This window comes from Arthrobacter sp. FX8 (genome assembly GCF_026723805.1).
GTDB lineage: Bacteria > Actinomycetota > Actinomycetes > Actinomycetales > Micrococcaceae > Arthrobacter.
Window position 1 is genome coordinate 4451439 of the sequence record NZ_CP113505.1, and the last position, 19654, is coordinate 4471092.

Annotated in this window: 16 protein-coding genes and 3 pseudogenes; 5 read left to right on the forward strand and 14 right to left on the reverse strand. The window is 67.5% G+C overall.

The features are described from left to right. Positions 1–7: 7 nt before the first annotated feature. Complete coding sequence (locus OUO20_RS21000) at positions 8–1519, forward strand: helix-turn-helix transcriptional regulator (protein WP_056392189.1); 1512 nt, start codon at positions 8–10, stop codon at positions 1517–1519. 140 nt (positions 1520–1659) lie between these two features. On the opposite strand, the pseudogene OUO20_RS21005 reads toward OUO20_RS21000, so the two are convergent. The 3 genes and pseudogenes from OUO20_RS21005 to OUO20_RS21015 all read right to left on the reverse strand — a co-directional run bounded on the left by OUO20_RS21005 (position 1660) and on the right by OUO20_RS21015 (position 4782). Further along, a pseudogene (locus tag OUO20_RS21005) lies at positions 1660–2681 on the reverse strand (TAXI family TRAP transporter solute-binding subunit). Continuing rightward, positions 2665–4114 (reverse strand): annotated as a pseudogene (locus tag OUO20_RS21010) (sensor histidine kinase). The pseudogenes OUO20_RS21005 and OUO20_RS21010 overlap by 17 nt, the downstream one beginning before the upstream one ends. Then, positions 4111–4782 (reverse strand): response regulator transcription factor, encoded by a 672-nt coding sequence (locus tag OUO20_RS21015; RefSeq protein WP_026266003.1) that lies wholly within the window; start codon positions 4780–4782, stop codon positions 4111–4113. Before OUO20_RS21015 ends, OUO20_RS21010 begins: the two are co-directional and overlap by 4 nt. 231 nt (positions 4783–5013) lie before the next feature. On the opposite strand from OUO20_RS21015, the pseudogene OUO20_RS21020 reads away from it, so the two are divergent. After that, a pseudogene (locus OUO20_RS21020) lies at positions 5014–6404 on the forward strand (MFS transporter). Between the two features lie 162 nt (positions 6405–6566). After that, on the forward strand, positions 6567–8315 hold the full coding sequence (locus tag OUO20_RS21025) for a pyruvate dehydrogenase (protein ID WP_268002561.1): 1749 nt from the start codon (positions 6567–6569) through the stop codon (positions 8313–8315). A gap of 93 nt (positions 8316–8408) precedes the next feature. On the opposite strand, the gene OUO20_RS21030 is transcribed toward OUO20_RS21025, so the two are convergent. The 4 genes from OUO20_RS21030 to OUO20_RS21045 form a co-directional block, all read right to left on the reverse strand. Further along, positions 8409–9266 carry a hydroxymethylpyrimidine/phosphomethylpyrimidine kinase gene (locus OUO20_RS21030; protein WP_268002562.1) on the reverse strand — a complete coding sequence of 286 codons (858 nt, stop codon included), beginning with the start codon at positions 9264–9266 and terminating at the stop codon, positions 8409–8411. Between the two features lie 71 nt (positions 9267–9337). After that, positions 9338–9748 carry a hypothetical protein gene (locus OUO20_RS21035; RefSeq protein ID WP_018770818.1) on the reverse strand — a complete coding sequence of 137 codons (411 nt, stop codon included), beginning with the start codon at positions 9746–9748 and terminating at the stop codon, positions 9338–9340. Next, positions 9745–10656 (reverse strand): TIGR01777 family oxidoreductase, encoded by a 912-nt coding sequence (locus tag OUO20_RS21040; protein ID WP_268002563.1) that lies wholly within the window; start codon positions 10654–10656, stop codon positions 9745–9747. Before OUO20_RS21040 ends, OUO20_RS21035 begins: the two co-directional genes overlap by 4 nt. A gap of 22 nt (positions 10657–10678) precedes the next feature. Continuing rightward, positions 10679–11335 (reverse strand): TetR/AcrR family transcriptional regulator, encoded by a 657-nt coding sequence (locus OUO20_RS21045; RefSeq protein WP_268003483.1) that lies wholly within the window; start codon positions 11333–11335, stop codon positions 10679–10681. Between the two features lie 196 nt (positions 11336–11531). On the opposite strand from OUO20_RS21045, the gene OUO20_RS21050 reads away from it, so the two are divergent. Then, positions 11532–12293 (forward strand): queuosine precursor transporter, encoded by a 762-nt coding sequence (locus OUO20_RS21050; RefSeq protein ID WP_268002564.1) that lies wholly within the window; start codon positions 11532–11534, stop codon positions 12291–12293. A gap of 126 nt (positions 12294–12419) precedes the next feature. Here the strand turns inward: OUO20_RS21050 and OUO20_RS21055 are convergent, their stop codons facing one another. From OUO20_RS21055 to OUO20_RS21085, 7 genes are all read right to left on the reverse strand, one after another. Continuing rightward, complete coding sequence (locus OUO20_RS21055) at positions 12420–13358, reverse strand: type IV toxin-antitoxin system AbiEi family antitoxin domain-containing protein (protein ID WP_268002566.1); 939 nt, start codon at positions 13356–13358, stop codon at positions 12420–12422. Between the two features lie 167 nt (positions 13359–13525). Continuing rightward, positions 13526–14275 (reverse strand): dienelactone hydrolase family protein, encoded by a 750-nt coding sequence (locus OUO20_RS21060; RefSeq protein WP_268002567.1) that lies wholly within the window; start codon positions 14273–14275, stop codon positions 13526–13528. A 22-nt stretch (positions 14276–14297) separates the two neighbouring features. Beyond that, positions 14298–15593, reverse strand: a complete 1296-nt coding sequence (gene tgt, locus OUO20_RS21065) for a tRNA guanosine(34) transglycosylase Tgt (protein WP_268002568.1) — start codon at positions 15591–15593, stop codon at positions 14298–14300. Between the two features lie 51 nt (positions 15594–15644). Further along, positions 15645–16373, reverse strand: coding sequence for an SRPBCC family protein (locus OUO20_RS21070; RefSeq protein ID WP_268002569.1), 729 nt, complete (start codon positions 16371–16373; stop codon positions 15645–15647). A 72-nt stretch (positions 16374–16445) separates the two neighbouring features. After that, positions 16446–17441 carry a DUF6707 family protein gene (locus OUO20_RS21075; RefSeq protein ID WP_018770826.1) on the reverse strand — a complete coding sequence of 332 codons (996 nt, stop codon included), beginning with the start codon at positions 17439–17441 and terminating at the stop codon, positions 16446–16448. 88 nt (positions 17442–17529) lie between these two features. Further along, entirely contained in the window at positions 17530–18069 is a 540-nt protein-coding gene (locus tag OUO20_RS21080) for an NUDIX hydrolase family protein (RefSeq protein WP_018770827.1), read from the reverse strand. A 9-nt stretch (positions 18070–18078) separates the two neighbouring features. Further along, entirely contained in the window at positions 18079–18837 is a 759-nt protein-coding gene (locus OUO20_RS21085) for a VOC family protein (RefSeq protein WP_268002570.1), read from the reverse strand. Positions 18838–18962: 125 nt separating this feature from the next. On the opposite strand from OUO20_RS21085, the gene OUO20_RS21090 reads away from it, so the two are divergent. Then, the gene (locus OUO20_RS21090) at positions 18963–19571 is read left to right on the forward strand and encodes a YdeI/OmpD-associated family protein (protein ID WP_056392165.1); all 609 of its coding nucleotides are present in this window, start codon (positions 18963–18965) and stop codon (positions 19569–19571) included. Positions 19572–19654: the final 83 nt, after the last annotated feature.

A 19654-nucleotide genomic window follows, 5' to 3' on the forward strand; every position in this document is an offset into this window, starting at 1 on the left:
GAAAGAAATGCAGTTCTTCACGTATTCTTCAGAAATGTCACCTTCAAGCTGGAACAGGGACGTTTCCCAGCCGTCGTCCACCGCCGCCCCGGAACTGGACGTCATTGCCCTGGGTCGCCGCGTCCGCCATCTGCGCAAACAAGCCCGGCTCACGCTCGATGACCTGAGCGCCGCCGTCGGCACCGCTCCCAGCCAGCTCAGTTTGATCGAAAACGGCAAGCGTGAACCCAAGCTGACCCTGCTCCAGCACCTCGCGGGGGCGCTCAATGTCACCATCGACCAGCTGCTGGGGGCCGAGCCGCCCAGCCGCCGCGCCGCCCTGGAAATCGAGCTGGAACGGTACCAGCGCGGTCCGCTCTACGAATCCCTGGACCTGCCGAAAATCCGCATCAGCTCAAGGCTGCCGCTGGATGTGCTGGAGGCCCAGGTGGGGCTGCTGCATGAGCTCGAACGGAAGATGAACGAGCAGGTGGCCACCCCCGAGGAAGCCCGCCGCGCCAACGGGGAACTGCGGGCCATGATGCGGGAACGTGGGAACTACTTTCCGGAGTACGAAGCCGAGGCCCAGAAGGTCCTCAAGGAGGTGGGCTACACCACCGGTCCGCTGAGCCAGCACGTCATCGCAGATATCGCCGCGCACCTCGGTTTCACCCTGCACCACGTGGGTGATTTGCCGCATTCCACCCGCTCAGTGACGGATTTGAAGAACCGCAGAATTTACCTGACCCAGAGCCAGCGGCAGGACCACGACCCCCGCTCCGTGCTGCTCCAGGCTCTTGGCCACTACGTCCTGGGCCACGAAACGCCCCGGAACTACGGCGACTTCCTGGCCCAGCGGGTGGCCACCAACTATTTCGCCGCCGCCCTGCTCCTGCCCGAGCAGGCCACCGTGGAATTTCTGCAAAAAGCCAAGGCGGCCAAGGAAATCGCCGTCGAGGACATCCGGGACGCGTTCGCTGTATCCTACGAGACCGCCGCGCACCGGTTCACCAACCTGGCCACCAAGCACCTGGGCATCACCACGCATTTCCAGAAGACACACCAGAGCGGCATCATCTACAAGGCGTATGAGAACGACGGCGTGAACTTCCCTCAGGACCATACCGGCGCCATTGAGGGCCAGCCGTCGTGCAAGGCCTGGACGTCACGTGCGGTGTTCGACGTGCCGGACAAGTTCAGCGCGTACAGCCAGTACACTGATACGCCGTCCGGGACCTACTGGTGCACCGCCCGTACCGAGCGCTCGGCCGCCGGGGAGTTCTCCCTGAGCATCGGGGTCCCGTACCAGCACGTGAAGTGGTTCCGCGGCCGGGAGACCACTGCGCGGGCCACATCCAACTGCCCGGATCCCACCTGCTGCAAGCGGCCACCAGCCGAACTGGCCACGCAGTGGGCCGGCAACGCGTGGCCCTCAGCGCGGGCGCACTCGCACCTGCTCGCCGCCATGCCTCCGGGAGCCTTCCCGGGCGTGGACGAAACCGAGGTGTACAGCTTCCTGCAGGCCCACTCGGGGAGCTGAACAACGCCCCATCACTTCTGGCAGCTTGTCGCTGAACGCCCGCTCACTTTCTTGGCCAAAGTGAGCGGGCGTCGGCGTAAGTGCTGCCAAACGTGAGCGGGCGTCGCCGTAAGTGCTGCCAAATGTGAGCGGGCGTTTGGTTAGCCGTGCAGCGCCCGGTACGCGTCCGCCGCGGCCGGGTGCAGGGGGACCCCGGCGGTGTTGATGAGGCTCTCGGCGCTGAGGAACTGCACGCCCAGGCTGGACTGCGGGATCAGCTCGGCGGCCGAATGCACCAGCAGCTGAACCGTCCGCTCCACGGTGGCATTGTCCAGGTCCCGGCGGCACAGGAGCAGGTTGGGAGCGCCCACCGTCCACACCGCCGGCACGCCGGGATAGCTGCCCTCCGGGATGAGCACGCGGTCGTAGATGCCGCCGTACCGCCGCCGTAGTTCCGGCAGCAGGCCGGACAGGTCCAGAAGGCCCAGGGCCACCTCCTGCTGTGCCGCGGCGATGGCGGCAGTGGGAACGCCACCGGACCAGAACAGGGCGTCGACGGCCCCTGCCTTGAGGGCGGCGATGCCGTCATTCAGGCCAAGGTTTTCGACGGCGGCGCTTCCGGCTGGCGGCGCAGCGGCACCTGCCGAGGTACCCAGCCCCGCCGCTTCGAACAACCGGGGCGTGGTCAGCGACGTGCCGGAGCCGGGCTGGCCCACGGCGACCCGGCGTCCTGCCAACCCGGAAATTTCCCGGATGCCGCTGTCCTTCCGCACCACGCAGTGGACATAGTTTTCATACACTTTGCCGACCGCGGCGATCCCGGCGGCGTCAGCGCCCGGCTCCTGGTTCGCAGCATCCGCCAGGGCCACAGCAAACGCTGCCCGTCCCGCCCGCAGTTCCGCGATGTTGTCCAGGCTTCCCCGGTGGTCACGGCCCTGGCGTGCTGCGCCAATCCGTGGCGTTCCAGGGCAGCGGCCAGCAGGGTTGCGAACTCAAGGTAGAAACCGCCCGGTTCGCCGCCCGCCACAATGAGGCTCTCCGGCCGGTCCCCGCCGGTGCAGGCACTGAGCGCAGGCGGCAGGCATGCGGAGAGTCCGACGGCGAGGGCTGACTTGAGCACGGAACGCCGCCGCGGGTGGGCGGCAGCACCGCCCGGGGCGCCAGGTTCACGCACGGGCACCATCCCTGCCGGACCCAACTGCCAGCTGGGCCGCCGATGGGGTGGGGAACCGGATCCGGGCCGCGAGACCGTGGGGGCCGCTTCGGCCAGCACCAGCCGGGCCCCGTTCGCGGCGGCAAGCTCGCCCACAATGGTCATGCCCAGTCCGGTCCCCGGAACCGAAGAGTGCCTCGGAGACCGCCAAAACCTGGTGGCAGCCGAGGCGCGCTCGGACTCCGAAAGCCCCGGCCCGTCGTCGGAAATCTCCACCACCACCGCGTCCTTTTCCGTCCGCACGGCAGCGGTGACGGTGGCACCCGGGGCGTACTTGATGGCGTTGTTGAGCAGTTCGCCAGCCATCTGCGCCAGTTCTGCCGGGTGGCAGGCAACCAGTGCCGCCGGCTGCGGCGCCGCGGCAAGGACCAGCCGGCAACCGGCCTGCTCCGCCAGCGGTGCTGCCCGCTCCAGCTCCCCTGGAGGATGGGAAACGGGTCCACGGGCTGGGCGGCCGCATGGTCTGCGGGAGTGCCGGACGCCCGCAGGTACCCTTCGGATGCCCTGTGCTCCGCGGCGGCGAGCTTCAGGACCCCGTCCAGGATCTCCTCCACCCGCTCAAGCTCCGTCAGGGCGCGCTCGGCGGCGTCGTGCTCGCGGGCGGTCTTCAGCTCGAGCTGGAGCAGGTCCAGCCGCAGCCGGAGTGCCCCCACTGGGTTCCGCAGCTGGTGCGACGCGTCCGCAATCAGCTGCCGCTGGGCCGCCATGCTGGCGCTCACGGTCCGTGCCATCGCCGTGAAGGACCGGCTCAGTTCCCGCAGTTCGGGCGGTCCGTCGTCCGGGAGGCGCCCGGCCCGCCCGGTCCGCTCCAGCTCGTGTACCGCTGAGTCCAGCCGCAGGACGGGCCGCAGCACCCAGCCGGTGACCCGCGCGGCGCCCACCAACAGCACGGCGGCCAAGGCAAGCGCAGCGATACCCACCGCGAGCCACCGCTCCCGGAGCTTTTGCTGCGCCGTGCCGGCGCGGACGTCAAGGACCACGGCGCCCAGGACCTGGCTGGCACTGCCGAAGGGCCTGAAGATGACGCGGGAACTGGAACCGAAGGGCTCCAGCGGTTCCAGGGATGTGTTGCTCACGTTCAGCCGGGCAAGGGACAGGGCATCCTGCACGTCGGACCGCCCTGCATCCAGGCCGCCGGACGCCAGGATGTCCTGCTGGACCCGTACTACGATTCCTTCCCCGTAAAGCCCGGAATAGGTGTCCATCTCCCGCTGCAGCCGCACGGTGTCGCCGTCGCCTGCGGCATCAAAAGCGACCTGCGCCAGCCGGTTCAGGGACGCCGCCCGGTTGATCTGGAGTTCCTGCGTCAGCTCGCGGGAGGCAGACCCCAGGATGGTCCCCGAAATCAGGAAGACCACCACCAGGCAGAGCACGCTGAGGACGCCCAGCACCCGGAGCCTCATGCGCCGGCCGCCTCCACCCGGTAGCCCACCCCGCGGACATTGATGATGAAACCGGGTTTCTGCAGTTTTGCCCGCAGCCCGGTGAGGTGCACGTCCAGGGACCGGGAAGAGGCCAGGAACGCATCGCCCCACAGGGCGTCCAGGATCTGCTCACGCGTGACCACAGAGCCGGCATGCCGTGCCAGCAATGCGAGGAGTTCGAATTCCGTGGCAGTGAGGGGGAGCGGGTCACCTCCCTTGGATGCGGTGCGCCGGTTGAGGTCGATGGCAAGGTCGTCCAGGACAATAACGTCCTCCTGTGGTGTCCCGCGGCTCCGTCCCGCCCGCCGCGTCACGGCTTCAATCCGGGCCAGCAGCTCCACCAGCTTCACGGGCTTGACCAGGTAGTCGTCGGCGCCGGAGCGGAGCCCGAGCACCACGCTGCGTTCGTCGTCGCGGGCGGTCAGGATCAGGATGGGCACGTCGGTGACCTGCCGCAGCTTGCGCAGCACCTCCAGCCCGTCCATGTCCGGAAGCCCCAGGTCCAGGAGGATCACCTGGAAGTTCCGGTGCGAGAGCAGCGCGTCCGCACCCCGGGACAGCCGCTGCGGGTGATGGCCGGCGCTTTCGACGGCGGCGGTCAGGGCACCGGCCATGGCGTCGTCGTCCTCGACGATCAGCACGTCCATGGCCATCTTCCTTGCTGTAGTGCGGGGTCCGGTTCACCCCCGCTTGGTGAGATTACCGCGTGCCGGCCCGATTTGCCCGGCTGCAGCGGGGAGAACAGCGGAGCCGGGCGCCGAATCCTAAGGAAGTGTTAGGAAATGCCCCACGATGTTGGTTGTGCGGTGGATCACCCATACCGTGGATGAGGCCCTCCGCTGCCGGAGGCCGCCGTCACTACAAGGAGGAACTCGCCGATGAGCACCCAACAGACCGCACCCCCATCGGAGGCAGCCCAGACCCGACGGGCCGTGGGCAATATCCTGAAGGGCTCCGCCGGCAACCTTGTGGAATGGTACGACCTCTACGTCTACACCGTCTTCGCCGCCTACTTCCAGGCCCACTTCTTCAACTCCAAGGACGAGCTCCAGGCCGGCCTCGAAGCGATGGCCGTGTTCTCGACGTCGTTCCTCATGCGCCCCATCGGCGCCTGGTTCTTCGGCCGGTACGCGGACCGCAAGGGCCGCAAGGCGGCGCTCACGCTCAGCGTCACCATGATGTCCGCCGGTTCATTCGCGATCGCGGTGCTGCCGACGCAGGACGTGATCGGCCTGTGGGCCATGATCCTGCTGGTGCTCATCAGGGTGATCCAGGGCTTCTCGGTGGGCGGTGAATACGGCACCAGCGCCACCTACATGTCAGAGGCGGCCACCACTAAGCGGCGCGGATTCTTCTCCAGCTTCCAGTACGTCACCCTGATCGGTGGCCAGATGCTGGCCCTGCTGGTCCTGGTGATCCTGCAGAACGCCATGCCCAAGGGCGACCTGAACGAGTGGGGCTGGCGGATCCCCTTGCCATCGGCGGCGTGGCGGCCCTTATCGTCCTGTGGCTGCGCCGCTCCATGGAGGAGACCGTCTCCGCCGAACAGATCAACGCCGCAAAGACTCCCGCCGTGGCCGGCCAGGCCCAGCCGGGCACCATGAAGCTGCTGTTCACCGGCTACTGGAAGCCGCTGCTGGTCTGCATTGGCATCACCCTTGGCGGCACCGTGGCCTTCTACACCTACACCAACTTCATCCTGAAGTTCATGAACGATACGTCCGGCATCGCCAAGACCGACACCTCCGTGATCAACTTCTGGGCCCTGTTCATCTTCATGCTGCTGCAGCCCGTCTACGGCATCATCTCGGACAAGGTGGGCCGCAAGCCCCTGCTGCTCTGGTTCGGCATCACCGGTGTGCTGTTCACCTGGCCGCTGCTGTCCACGCTCGCCGGCACCAAGGATCCGTTCACCGCGTTCCTGCTGATGATGGGCGGCCTGTTGATCGTGGGCGGTTACACCTCCATCAACGCCCTGGTGAAGGCCGAGCTTTTCCCGGCCTCCATCCGCGCCCTGGGGGTGGGCCTGGGCTACGCGATCGCCAACTCCCTCTTCGGCGGAACCGTGCCGTTGATCGGCGCCGCCTTCCAGAAGTCCGGACGGGAGGACCTCTTCTTCACGTACGTCACGGTGGCGATCGCCATCTCGCTGGTGGTCTACATCTTCGCCCTGAAGAACAAGAAGGCCACGCACCTTGACGCCGAACAGGGCCACGCATGGGCATCCAACGCGGCCGACGGCGAAGAGCGCGTGGGTGCCGGACGGTAGCCTTTAGCGGCACCCGGGGGCCAGCTCCCCAAGGAGGCGTACGACGGCGGCTGCCAGGCCGCCGTCGTACGCCTCCTCTGCATGCCCGTCAGGTGCCAGCCCAGGTGGGCGGACTATATTGGGCCATGTCAGCCACCACCACAAACGCGGGAGTCTGCACCCATGGCCAAGGAACTTGCCACCCAGCTCATCGAACAACTCCAGGCTGCCGGCGTGCAGCGGATCTACGGGATTGTGGGTGACAGCCTCAACCCGATCGTGGACGCCGTCCGCCAGACGGGTGGCGCCGCGAAGGGCGGCATCGACTGGATCCACGTCCGCCATGAGGAAGCGGCCGCCTTTGCCGCGGCTGCAGAGGCGCAACTCACCGGCAAGCTCGCGGTCTGTGCCGGATCCTGCGGCCCCGGGAACCTGCACCTGATCAACGGCCTCTACGACGCCAACCGGTCCGGCGCGCCGGTGCTGGCCATCGCCTCGCACATTCCCAGCAAGCAGATCGGCAGCAGCTTCTTCCAGGAGACCCACCCGGACCGGCTGTTCAACGAGTGCTCGGTGTATTCGGAGCTGGTCAGCACCGCGGAGCAGGCGCCCCGCGTGATGCACAGCGCCATCCAGCACGCGCTGGGACTCGGCGGAGTCGCCGTCGTGACCCTTCCAGGTGACATCGCCGGCCTGGAAGCCACGGCACCCACGCCGCTTCCCGCCACGTTCCGGCCGGCCAGCCTGGTCCCGGACCCGGCAAGCGTCCAGTCGCTGGCGGACGCCATCAACGACGCCGGGAAGGTGGCCATTTTCGCCGGTGCCGGCGTGGAAGGCGCCCACAGCGAGCTGATGGCGCTCGCGGAGCTGGCGAAGGCGCCGGTGGGGCACTCGCTCCGCGGCAAGGACTTTGTCCAGTACAACAACCCGTTCGATATCGGCATGACCGGGCTGCTGGGCTACGGTGCCGCGGCGGAGGGGATCGAGGACGCGGACCTGCTGGTCCTCCTCGGCACGGATTTCCCGTATGACCAGTTCCTGCCCGACACCAGGACCGCGCAGGTGGACCGGGCGGCGCACCGGCTGGGCCGCCGGACGGACGTGGACATCGCCGTCCACGGCGAGGTGCTCCCCACCCTGCGCGCACTGCTGCCGCTGGTGAAGGCGAAGAAGAGCCGCCGGTTCCTGGACCAGATGCTCAAGAAGCACGACCGGCTGATGAACAAGGCGGTGGGCGCCTACACCCGCAAAGTGGAGAAGAAGCAGCCCATCCACCCGGAGTACGCGGCCTCGCTGCTGGACCAGGTGGCGGCGGAGGACGCCATTTTCACGGCCGATACCGGCATGTGCAACGTCTGGACCGCGCGCTACATCAACCCGCTGGGCACCCGCCGGCTGATCGGGTCCTTCCTGCATGGCTCCATGGCCAACGCCCTCCCGCATGCCATCGGGGCCCAGTTGGCCAACCCGGGCCGCCAGGTCATCTCGGTTTCGGGTGACGGCGGGCTGTCCATGCTGCTAGGCGAGCTGATCACCGCGGCCGCGTACAAGCTGCCGGTCAACGTGGTGCTGTTCAATAACTCCACCCTGGGCATGGTCAAGCTGGAGATGCTGGTGGACGGGCTGCCCGACTTCGGCGTGGACGTGCCGGACGCCAACTATGCGGCCGTGGCCAAAGCCCTGGGCTTCCATGCCGTGCGGGTGACCGATCCTGCGCAGATCGAGTCGGCGTACCGGGAGGCCTTCGCCCACCCGGGCCCGTCACTGGTGGAGCTGATCACCGATCCCAAGGCGCTGTCCATCCCGCCCAAGATTTCCGGCTCGCAGGTGATCGGATTCGCCACCGCCATGTCCAAGGTGGTCCTGAACCGCGGGGCGGGCGAGGCCGTGAGCATGGCCCGCAGCAACCTGCGCAACATCCCCCGGCGCTAGCCACACGTCGAGCTCGCCGGAAACTGCCGGGTTCGCCGCAAATTCCCGGCGATCTCGAGGGTTTCCGGCGAACCCGACGCGGGGAGATCGGTTCTACCGGACGCCGCCCTGCCAGAGGGCGTCGAACGGGGCGCCGGAGGCTACGCGGTTGCGGATGCCGGCGGTGACGAAGTCCTTTGCGGTCCGTGCAGCCTCCAGCGGGCTGGCGCCCTTGGCCAGCTCCGCGGTCACGGCCGCGGCGAGTGAGCAGCCGGCACCGGAGACGGCAACTTCGCCCACCTTCGGGGCGGTGAGGACTTCCAGGGTTTCGCCGTCGTAGAAGACGTCGACGGCGTCCGGGCCTTCCAGCCGAACCCCGCCCTTGGCAAGAACTGCCGCGCCGCTGAGTTCGTGGATGCGGACGGCGGCGGCCTTCAACGACTCGATGTCGGTGATTTCCAGGCCGGACAGGGACTCCGCCTCGAAGTGGTTGGGCGTGACGAACGTTGCCAGCGGCAGGATCTGCGCCTTCAGGGCCTGGTCCGTGTCCAGCGCGTGCCCGGGCTCCTGGCCCTTGCAGATCAGCACCGGATCCAGGACCACGTTGGCGAAGCTGTTCTCCTGCAGGGCAGACGCCACCGTGCTGATGGTCGCGGGGCTGCCCAGCATGCCGATCTTCACGGTGTCCAGGGCGGAAGGGGCGCCCGACGCCGGACCGTACGCCGCCGTCGTCGCCTCCAGTTGGTCGGCAATCACCTGTTGGTCCACCGGCACGAAGCGGTGGTTCCAGCTGTCCTTGGGGTCGAAGGACACGATGCAGGTCAGGTTGGCGATGCCGAAGACGCCCAGTTCCTGGAAGGTCTTCAGGTCCGCCTGCGCGCCGGCGCCGCCGGTGGCTTCGGAGCCGGCGATAGTGAGGACGACGGCGGGGCCGGCGGCGGACAGCGTTGCGTCAGGGGTAGCGGAAGTCATGCACCCATCCTGCCACCCGCCGTCGGACGCTTTCCCTGTGGTGCCGTACAGGGCGCCGGGACGTCATATGGTCAGGGTTCCAGCGGTGGGCCGGGCTTCTGCGCAGCCACGGGTTCCCGCGCGGGCGCGTCATGGATTGTGACGAGGCCGGACACAGCTGCCCGCCCCAGCGCCGCGCAGCACCCCGTCCATAGGACCATGCCCCACATCGCGGACCAGTGGCTGCCTGTGATGAACATGAGCGTAAGCATCCCGGTTGCCAGCCCTGCCACGCCGACGGCCAGGACGTGCAGCAGCTGGTTGCGGACGGTCCGCATGCAAATCCCGGCAGCCAGCGCCAGGGGCATTCCCAGAAGCAGTGCGGCGAGCGTTCCGTAGAGATAGCCGGGGACCCCCAGTGGGAACCCGAAGACCAGGACCGTAAGGCCCGCGCCGGGAAGGAACGCGCCAGGACCGAAGGTGACGCGGAGCGGGCGGCTCATTCCCGGCCCTTGGCGATCTGGAGCAGTGCCCGGCCCAGCTCCGGCTGGCTGTAGACGAAGCCCGCGTCGAGGAGTTTCTGCGGCTGGACCCACCTGCTTTTGAGCACAAGCTCGGTTTCGGTGCGGATCAGGACGGCCCCTGCACGGAGGAACCACGCAGGGGTGGGGAGCCCGAAGCGGGCGCAGTAGGCGCGCCGCACCAGGCGCATCATTTCCCGGTTGCTCACCACGTCCGGCGACGCCACATTAACAGGTCCGGTGACGTCGGTCCGCATATGCAGGAAGCGGATGCTGCGGTACAGGTCCTCCACGTGGATCCAGCTGAACTTCTGCCTGCCGTCGCCCATGTGGCCGCCCAGGCCCAGCCGCGCCAGGTTGGCGAACGGCGCCAGCGCACCGCCGCCGCGGCCCAGCACGATGGCAATCCGCAGCGGGATCTTCCGGGTGGCCGGCGTGGTGGCCGCCGCGAGGGCGGCCTCCCACGCTTTGGCCACGTCCACGGAGAACCCGGAGCCAAGCTCGCCGTCGGTTTCAGGCTGGGGGCGGTCCCTGGCATCGCGGTAGATGGTGCCGGTGCTGGCATTCAACCAGGTCGACGGCGGCTCCGGGCATTGTGCGATGGCACGCCCGAGCGCCTGGGTGGTGGCCACGCGCGAGTCCATGATGATCGTCTTGTTCCGCCGGTTGTAGCGGCAGGAGACGGACCGTCCGGCGAGGTTCACCACCAGCCCGGCGCCGTTGAGCACCCGGGCCATGCCGGCGTCGTCGGCCCATACTGCCGCGGAACTGCCGGTTCCCTTGCGTCCAATGGTGCGCACGGTCCATCCGTCTTCCTGGAAACGACGGCGCAGGTACGTGCCGATGAAGCCGGAAGCCCCCGCCACCACAACGGTCTTTGTGCAGCCCATCTTTTCCCCCAATGTTTCTTCTCTAATCGCGGATGCTGCGGCCCAGGTCCAGGACGTCGTCCAACACCTTGCTGACTCCCGGGATGCGGGCCAGAGCGAGACCGCGGGCAATGAGTGGGGCCGCGCCGTCCACCAGCCTCCTGGTCCGCCTCTGGCTCTCCGAGGCGTCATAGACCCAGAAGAGGGTGATGCCCATGTAGCAGAGCCACAGCAGCTCCGGCAGGTCGGTCCGCAGTTTCTTCGGTACGCCGGGCCGGGCCCCATCCACAGTGCGCCTGAAGATGTCCAGGGAGGCCTCGCGCGCAGGCGTGGACCGTGCTGAGAAGGGGTTCACCGGTGATGTTGGCCGGATTGCGGTGGCAACGAAGTCCGCACCGAACCGGTGGTAAGGGGCCATGACGTCAAGGCCGGCATGCAGCGTGGCCTTCAGGCGCTCAGTCAGGGAAGCGGTCCCGTCCAACGCTTCCGAGGCCCGCGCCGCGTGCTCTGCCTGCACCTGGATGTACAGCTCGTGGACCAGGTCATCCTTGGACGCGAAGTAGTAATAGGCGTTGCCGACGGAGACGCCTGCCCCGGCGGCGATGGCGCGCATGGTGGTCTTCTCGAACCCGATATCTCGGAACATGCGCAGCGCCGTGTCCGCCACCCGCTGCCTGGTCTGTTCGCTCTTCGCTGCCATCGGCATCCCCATTCTTTGAACATGTTCAAAAGCAGTGTGCAACAATAGTTGAACAGGTTCAAAAACTGTCCGTGCTAATCAAACCTTCTCCTTGGGGAGCTTTGCCACGCGGCCCGGTGCGAGAATTGCACGAGTGCTAATACAACCGGCCGCCCAGTACGGCAGGCCGGCCAACCACTCCTGAACGGATCCCTCGATGACCTCCGCCCCCGGCCACAGTGCCCTGCCCCAAACCGTCCAACCCACTGCCGCAGGTCCCGCCGCCAAATTCGCGGACATTGGTTCGCCCTACTTCGGGATCATGCTGGCAGCCATGGCAGTGGTGCTGATCCTGTCAAACATCGGAGCGTCCAAGGGGGTGGCATTCGGCCCCATCGTCACCGACGGCGGCTTCTTCCTCTTCCCGCTGGCTTACATCCTCGGCGACGTGATCAGTGAGGTCTACGGCTTCAAGGTGGCCCGCAAAGCCATTTTCACCACATTTGCGCTGTCCGTCTTCGCTTCCCTCTGCTACTGGGTTGTCATTGCGCTGCCCGGGTTCGACGACGAGTACGGTGCCGCCAAGCAGTCCGCCCTGGAAGGGGCGCTTGGCCCCGTGCCACAAATCGTCCTGGCCTCCCTGCTGGCATTCCTGGCGGGGCAGACCATCAATTCCTGGATCCTGGTCCGGATGAAGGCCCGCACCGGGGAGAAGTCCCTATGGGCGCGGCTCATGGGATCCTCGGGCGCCGGGGAGTTTGTGGACACGCTGATCTTCTGCAGCATCGCCGCACCCGTCATCGGCATCGCCGACCCCGGCAGCTTCGTGAACTACGTGCTGGTGGGTTTCGTCTACAAGACCGTGGTGGAGTTCCTCTTCGTCCCCGTGACCTCGCTGGTCATCAACTGGGTCAAGCGTCGCGAGCCCAGTTACGGCGTCGCGGGCCACGCCGCGGAAGCGGTGACAAACGCCGCATAGCTGCCGCCCGGCGTCGTACGTTCCAACTGCTGATCGCGTGGGATCGCCGGAAAGCTGCCGGATCGCCGGAAATTACCGGCGGCCTGGTCCCGTTCCGGCGATTTGGCGCTCCGGCCGGCGGCGTGGCTACCGCCCAAGCGCAGCAAGGACACGGGCTTTGAACTCATGTTCACGGAAAAGGTCGGCCCATGTCAGGCGAAGGAAAGTCCAGCCATTCTCGGTGAGGGCCTTCTCGCGCTGCCGCTCCTGAAACAGCACCTCAGCCGTTGGCCCGTAGTCGAAGTACTTCGTTTTCCCGTCGAATTCGAGTGCCACCTTCTTATCCTTCCAGGCGAAATCCAGCCGGTACCGGCCAGCACGTGTTGCTACCAACACTTGAGGCTCCGGCAGGGGAAGTTTCAGCCGCGTCAGGAGTTCGCGGGTTAGTGTTTCACCAGCTGACTCCGAACGTGGATCAGCGTGGGTAAGGGCGCGCCGGAGAGTCCGGACCCCGCGGCGTCCCTCCAGGCCCTCGGCCATGCTTTCCAGGAGGGCTTTGTCGGCCCCAAGCCGGAGGGCGTGATCGGTGAGCACCAGGGCCTGCCGGTAACCCAGCATCATGGCGCAATCCACTACCGTCCGCTCCAGCGAGGTCGCCCTGAGGCCGCCGAGGGTTACCACCTCCGACGCTGTCCACGGCCGGGTATGGCCCCGGACATCCTTGCCGAGCCGCTCGCTGGAAGGGTTCCCCGGCAGCAGAAGGTGGATCGTGTCATCGACTGCCCACAAGTGCAGACCGTGCAGCCGGGCGGCAGAGGTATGGCTGTACACATAGCCGCCCGCCGACCTGGTCAGCGTCCCGTGCGCGTGGGCGCGAATCAACTGCTTGCTGCGGACGGGACTTGTCTGCTTCTCCCACAGCTCAGCGCGGATGTAGCAGCCGTGGCGAAGACGTACCAGCTTCCCGTGGAGGACCAATGCCTTGATGGCCCGGGAATTGAGGCCTCTCTCGTGCAACTGCCCCGTCCGCCACAGGTTGCCGGTGCTCGGAAGGGAGGGGAGGCGGACTGGCGGCTGGGGTGTCATCCCGACAGGATCCTGCCGCTGCGACAGCTCAGGAAGGCGCCGCCGTCGTCATGTGGAAAACCTGCCGGGACCGTCCTGCCTCCCGGGATCGCCGGAACCCGTCCGGCTCGCCGCAACGTTCCGGCGATCCGGCAGCTTTCCGGCGAGTTCGACGGCGGCCGGCCGGGTCAGCCCTTCAGTGTCCCGTCCAGGAGGGCACGCAGCTCACGGAAATGGCGTTCGGTGGCATCAGGGTGGAAGGCCGACGTGTCCGCCATCGTGTACCCGTGGGGCGCCCCTTCATAGATGACGTTGGACGCCTCGAGCCCCGCAGTCTGGAGCGCCTTGCCCAGCCGGGCGACGGCGTCGGGAGCCATGCTCCGGTCATGGTCCGCGTGGCCGAACACGAACCGGGCCCGCGCCTTCCCGAGCCCAAGGTGCGGGCTGTCCGGCTCGTCAGTGGCCAGTCCGCCGGCGTGGAAGCCGCCGCAGGCAGCCACCACTTCAGGGTGGGAGGTGGCGGTGCGCACAGCCAGCCGGGCGCCCATGCAGTAGCCCACGGTGCCGATGGGGCCGGGGGCGACGCCGTCCAGTGCCGCCAGCGCCGAAATCCACGCGTCGATGTCCGGCAGCGCCTTGTCAGGAGTCAGGCGGCCAATCCGCGGGAAGGCGGCCCTGCCCGCCGCTTCCCGGCCTTGCTGGGTGGTCATGTCCGTGGCGGGGGCGAGTTCGGCGGCCGTTCCGTCCCGGTAGAAAACGTTGGGGGCCAGCACCACATAGCCCCAGTCGGCGATGCGCTGGGCCATCTCCTGGATGCGGGGGCGCAGGCCGAAGGCGTCCATGTAAAGGATGACGCCGGGAAAAGGACCGGTTCCGGTGGACGGGCGGGCCACCAAGGCCTCTGCAGTACCTTCCGCGGCAGGGATATGAATGAGCATCCGGCCAGCCTAGCGGACGTGCCTAGGAGTAATACCGGCCCAGGGTTTCCGCCTTGAAATCGAAGAAGGTGCCGGACTCGATGGCCAGCCGGGCGTCATCCACCATCTTCACCACGAACCGCTCGTTGTGGATGGAGATCAGGGTGGCGGACAGCATCTCCTTGGCCTTGAACAGGTGGTGGATGTACGCCCGCGAGTAGTTGACGCAGGCGTAGCAGTCGCAGCCTTCCTGCAGCGGCCCGAAATCGCGCTTGTACTTGGCGCCCGAGAGATTGAACCGGCCGTCCGGGGTGTAGAACGCGGAATTCCGGGCCACCCGGGTGGGGGAGACGCAGTCGAAGGTGTCGGCACCGTTTTCGATGGCCGTGAAAATGTCATCCGGCTCGGAGATCCCCAGCAGGTGGCGTGGCTTGTCCTCCGGCAGTTCCTCGTTGCACCACCGCACGATGGTGCCCAGGTTCTCCTTCTCCAACGCCCCGCCGATGCCGAACCCGTCGAACGGCATGGCACCCAGGTCCCGGCAGGCCTTCCGGCGAAGGTCCTCGTACTGGGCGCCCTGGATCACGCCGAACAGGGCCTGGTAGGGCTTGCCGGCCCGTGCCTCCGTGAGGCGGAAGTGCTCCTCGAGGCACCGCTCCGCCCACAGGCGCGTGCGCTCCAGCGACTCCTCCTGGTAACCGCGTGAGTTCTGCAGGGTGGTGAGCTCGTCGAACGCGAACATGATGTCCGCCCCGATCTGGTGCTGGACCTGCATGGAGATCTCGGGGGAGAACCGGTGGCGGTCCCCGTTGAGGTGGCTCTTGAACCAGACGCCATCGTCGTCGATGTGGGCCAGGCGTTCCTTGCCGGGGGCCACGGCATCGTCCGGTCCGGGCGCGCCCGCAGCGGCCACAGTCTTCATGTCGATGACCTTCTTGAACCCGGAGCCCAGGCTCATCACCTGGAATCCGCCGGAGTCCGTGAAGGTGGGGCCCGGCCAGTTCATGAAGGCACCCAGGCCGCCGGCCTCGTCCAGGATGTCCGGCCCCGGCTGCAGGTACAGGTGGTAGGCGTTGGCCAGCAGTGCCTGGGCGCCCAGGTCTGCCATGGATTCCGGCAGTACGGACTTCACCGTAGCTTTGGTCCCGACGGCGATGAACGCCGGCGTCTGGATTTCACCGTGCGGCGTGGTGATGGTGCCGGTGCGGCCCAGGAACTCCCCGCCGTTTTCAGCCGTCCGGGCGGCAGCGGGCGGACAGGTCTCCGCCAGGCGGGTGCCCACTGTGAAGGAAAACTGTGACCGGGTATCAGGCAGGGCAAAGGCGGGATCGGCAGGCACGGTACCAGTGTGCCAGCAATTGGCGCTGCCTCAATAAACCAGCCGGCGCCGTCAGCTGACCGGTTCCGAGTCCGGGTAGTTCCTGGAGCGCCACGTATCCCAGGCGGACCGGATGGCGTCAACCTTGCCGGCGCCCAGGTCGTAGGTGGAGGCGATGACCAGCGACCCTTCACCCTCTGCCCGGACGTCCTTGATGGCGGGATGGTCGGCCACCACCAGCAGCCCCTCGCCATGCTCTGCGTAGCCGTGCACGGTGAGTCCCACCTGGTGGCTGGTCCGGTACCAGACCTTGCCGCTGATTTTCTCTCCGGTATCCAAGGTGATTTGGTACGGCTCGCCCGGGGCAGGGAGGTCGGCCAGCCCCAGTTTCTCGATCGCGGAGCCCTTCCCCTCTGTCAGGTGCAGGAACAGGGTGTGCCGCTTGCCGTGCGGGTGGCGTTCCAGGGCAAAGCGGAGCTGCTGCAGGAAGGTCAGCCAGCCCTGGGTGATGTCCTCGTCCCAGGCAGCCCACTCGGAGTCGTGATCCATGGCCCCGCGGGTGACGCTGACCCGGGTTCCGCCGGCCACCGGGTGAAGCTCGAACGTGTCCCCGCCGTGGACGGTGAGGCTGGTATGGTCCGCGGATTCCTCCACGTCGCTGGAAAAGTAGATCTCCTTGATCTCGGACTCCAGGTCCTCGGCCTGCCAGCCGTGCCACTGGGCTACCTTGGACGGTTCACGCAGCATGGTCCAGACCTGCGGCGCGTCGGCGTTGATCACTACGCTGAGATTGTTGGTCATAGCCCCGAATGTACAACTCCGGCTACGCCCCGGGTAGGGGTAATTTCCCCCGCCCCGAAGCCGGTCCTGCGGTCAGGACCGGACAGCCTCCAGCTCATTGCTGATCCGGCGTTCCAGCTCGGGCATCCCGATGGTTTCCGAGCCGCCGTGGGCCCGCAGGAACAGCAGGCTTTCCAGCCGCAGCAACCGCCATTCACGCTCGGCATCGTGGTTGGAGTTGTCGATGGAGCGGAAGATTTCCTTGTCGTACAGGTTGGGTTCGTTGAGTGAGCGCTGCCGCACCTTGGCGGCCATGCGTGCCTTGAACGCATCCGTTTCCTGGTTTTCCGGGGTGCGGATCAGCTTCTCGTAGACCTCGGCGCGTTCGTCCTGGCCGTCCTGCCGGCAGATGTAGCTGGCCAGGGCGAGGGAGGCCTCCACCGAGGTCCACCGGCCGGGGTTCCCGTCGTAGGGCAGCACGGTGAGGAGGTCAGCCACGGCCAGAGCCCCGTCGGCATCCTTGAGCGTGATGAACAATTCGTGCGCCAGGTCGGTAAGGTCCTTCAGGCAGCTTCCGGACTTGAAGTTGACGCCCTTGGAGAGCCGGTCGGCCAGGAGCAGGACGCCCTCGGCATCCGGGTGGGCCTCGGCGGCGGCTTCCACCACGGACTCAGGGGTGCCGGCCGGCGCCGGGATGAGCGCGAGTTCCTCCTCGCTGGGTCCGGTTGCCGCGGGCGGTACCGGCGGCAGGGGAGGTACGACGACGGCGGGCGCCACGGTGATGGGCCCGGTCCCGGCGGTTTCCACCGGCGGTGTGGCTTCCGGGAGGTCAGCCGGCAGCGGCAGCTGGGTGACGTCGTCGTGCGTTCCGTCCACAACGGTGACGGTGGCACCTATGGCGACCCGCAGCGTCCCGCCGCCGGAGAGGCTTGCCAGCACCAGTGCCGGGGAGCCGAAATCGTCCCGCTCAAGCTCCACCTGGTCGATTTCGGCGGTGCGGTGGCCGTCCGGAAGGAGGATGTGGGTGCCGGTGGTCAGAGATCCAGCCTGCTGTTCACGGTGGTGCCTGGCGGCTGGTGATTCGGTCATGGGAGTCCTTAAGTTCTCTTGCGGTCCGCCCTACAGTCTACAAAGGCGGGCGCCTAAAACCGGGGACCCCCAGGTCCCGGCGCGGATGTCAGAAGCCCACACCTGCGAACGCCAGGGCCTGCCGGATGAGGCCGCCGCGGCCTCCTGCGAACTCCATCTGGACGCCCGGGCTGAGGACTTCCTCGGGGGTCATCCATGTCAGTTCCAGGGCGTCCTGGCGGGGTTCGCACTCGCCCGTGACCGGGATGATGTAGGCCAGGGACACGGCGTGTTGCCGCTCGTCGGTGAACCCCGTCTGGGACGGTGCCGGGAAGTATTCGGCCACCGTGAACGGCACGGGGCTGAGCGGCAGCTGCGGAAACGCCAGGGGGCCCAGGTCCTTCTCCATGTGCCGCAGCAGGGCGGCGCGGATGGTTTCGCGGTAGATGACCCGGCCGGAGACCAGGGACCGCACCATTGTCCCGTCGGCATCGGCCTGCAGCAGCGTGCCCACCTCGTTGACGTACCCCAGCGGATCCAGCCTGACCGGCACGGCCTCCACGTACACCATGGGCAGCCGCCCGCGGGCCTCAAAGAGGTCTTCTTCAGAGAGCCAGCCGGGATTCGGGTCAGGTGTGCGCACGTTCATGGTTAAGTTCTACCCCATGGGGCGGTGCTGGGAGATCCAGAGCGTGGCGGGCGCGTTGGGGCTGCCCACGTCCGGATTGGCCACGTGGAGAGTGCTCCCAAAGGCTTCCTCGGTCAGGCTGGCCGAGAAACCGGCACCGGCGAGGCGCTCCCGCAATGGTTCCAGCCCGCCGTCGTATTCGAAGCCCAGGCCTGAGCGCGGGGGCCCCGACGCCGGGCGCACCAGGAGGACGCCGCCGTTCTTGGCCGTGAAATCGGCGGTTTCGTCGTTGTCCGGCACCGGCCGGGGACGCGCGCCGGCGTGCAGCAGGGTGCGGATGGCTGCCTCCGGGTCCGGGGTGTACCAGACGCCGGCGACGGCCAGTGCGGGATCGGCATCGGCGCACTGGGCGCCGTGGACGGCCTTGTCTGCCAGGAAGCTGAATCCGTCCGGCGCGGTGACCCGGCAGGCCTCACCGTGGTCCGTTGCGACGAGTTCGGCCGGCTGCGTTGGTTCCTCTTGCGTTCCGTCCGCCTGCGGTCCGCCCTCCTGGGCGGACAGGTTGGTGCGGCGGGCGAACTCCGCCACGTCGCCCACTTCCACCCCAAACACGGTGCGGCCGTCCTGGCCGGACCCTGCCTCGGCGCCGTGCAAAGCCAGGCGGCCTGACGCGGAGTCGAAGACCTGCCACCCGCCGTCGTCCTCTGTCTGGACCATTCCCAGGGCGGTGAGGAGCTGCTTCCAGGGCTCGATGCGGGACGTGAAGTGGACGGGACGGACTCGGAGCATGGCATTGTCCTTGATGCTGGTTGACGGGCGGCCGTGGGTGACGGCTGCGGTATGGCCATGATGCCACCGGAAGCGCCGGCGCACACAGGGCTTGTGGCCTGGGATTCTCCGGGCAGAATGGGGCCATGGCCGATGACCTCGAGGAACTGCTGGTACCTGACGCTGCCGCCTGGCGTGCATGGCTGGAAGAAAACCACAGGACCAGCCCGGGAGTGTGGCTGGTCCTGCACAAGAAGGGCGGCACGGTAACCGGCCTGGACTACCCGGCGGCGCTGGACGAGGCACTCTGCTTTGGCTGGATCGACGGGCAGCTGCGGCGCCGGGATGATGAAAGCTCCTTCCAGCGGATGACGCCGCGGCGTCCGCGGAGCGTCTGGTCCGCCCGGAACGTGGGGCACGTTGCGCGCCTGGAAGAGGAGGGGAAAATGACCGACGCCGGCAGGGCGGCGGTGGAGGCGGCCAAGGCGGACGGCCGCTGGGACGCAGCGTACGGCGGGCAGGCCGACGTGAAGGTTCCGGCAGACCTGGCTGCCGCGATTGCCGCGAACCCCGAGGCCCAGGCGATGTTCGACGTCCTCACTAAAACCAACCTGTTCGCCCTGGTGTACCGGACCAATTCGGCCAAGCAGGCAGCCACCCGGGAACGCCGGATCGCGGGGTTCGTGGAGATGCTGGCCCGGGGCGAAACCCCGTTTCCGCAGAAGAAGCGCCCTGCCGGCCAGGACCGGCAATAGTTCATGACGCTCCGGGATTCGGTTCCCGGGCGCCGGGCCGGTAAAATTGACGGTTCACTTGCGCTGGTGCCGTTCCCCGAACC

Bases quoted from the DNA above. Each gene is read 5' to 3' on its own strand.
- OUO20_RS21080 (WP_018770827.1), bottom strand. From the start codon at position 18,069: ATGAACGTGCGCACACCTGACCCGAATCCCGGCTGGCTCTCTGAAGAA.
- OUO20_RS21075 (WP_018770826.1), bottom strand. From the start codon at position 17,441: ATGACCGAATCACCAGCCGCCAGGCACCACCGTGAACAGCAGGCTGGA.
- OUO20_RS21025 (WP_268002561.1), top strand. From the start codon at position 6,567: ATGGCCAAGGAACTTGCCACCCAGCTCATCGAACAACTCCAGGCTGCC.
- OUO20_RS21070 (WP_268002569.1), bottom strand. From the start codon at position 16,373: ATGACCAACAATCTCAGCGTAGTGATCAACGCCGACGCGCCGCAGGTC.
- OUO20_RS21035 (WP_018770818.1), bottom strand. From the start codon at position 9,748: ATGAGCCGCCCGCTCCGCGTCACCTTCGGTCCTGGCGCGTTCCTTCCC.
- OUO20_RS21045 (WP_268003483.1), bottom strand. From the start codon at position 11,335: ATGGCAGCGAAGAGCGAACAGACCAGGCAGCGGGTGGCGGACACGGCG.
- OUO20_RS21015 (WP_026266003.1), bottom strand. From the start codon at position 4,782: ATGGACGTGCTGATCGTCGAGGACGACGACGCCATGGCCGGTGCCCTG.
- OUO20_RS21060 (WP_268002567.1), bottom strand. From the start codon at position 14,275: ATGCTCATTCATATCCCTGCCGCGGAAGGTACTGCAGAGGCCTTGGTG.
- OUO20_RS21085 (WP_268002570.1), bottom strand. From the start codon at position 18,837: ATGCTCCGAGTCCGTCCCGTCCACTTCACGTCCCGCATCGAGCCCTGG.
- OUO20_RS21090 (WP_056392165.1), top strand. From the start codon at position 18,963: ATGGCCGATGACCTCGAGGAACTGCTGGTACCTGACGCTGCCGCCTGG.
- OUO20_RS21000 (WP_056392189.1), top strand. From the start codon at position 8: ATGCAGTTCTTCACGTATTCTTCAGAAATGTCACCTTCAAGCTGGAAC.
- OUO20_RS21055 (WP_268002566.1), bottom strand. From the start codon at position 13,358: ATGACACCCCAGCCGCCAGTCCGCCTCCCCTCCCTTCCGAGCACCGGC.
- OUO20_RS21040 (WP_268002563.1), bottom strand. From the start codon at position 10,656: ATGGGCTGCACAAAGACCGTTGTGGTGGCGGGGGCTTCCGGCTTCATC.
- OUO20_RS21050 (WP_268002564.1), top strand. From the start codon at position 11,532: ATGACCTCCGCCCCCGGCCACAGTGCCCTGCCCCAAACCGTCCAACCC.
- OUO20_RS21030 (WP_268002562.1), bottom strand. From the start codon at position 9,266: ATGACTTCCGCTACCCCTGACGCAACGCTGTCCGCCGCCGGCCCCGCC.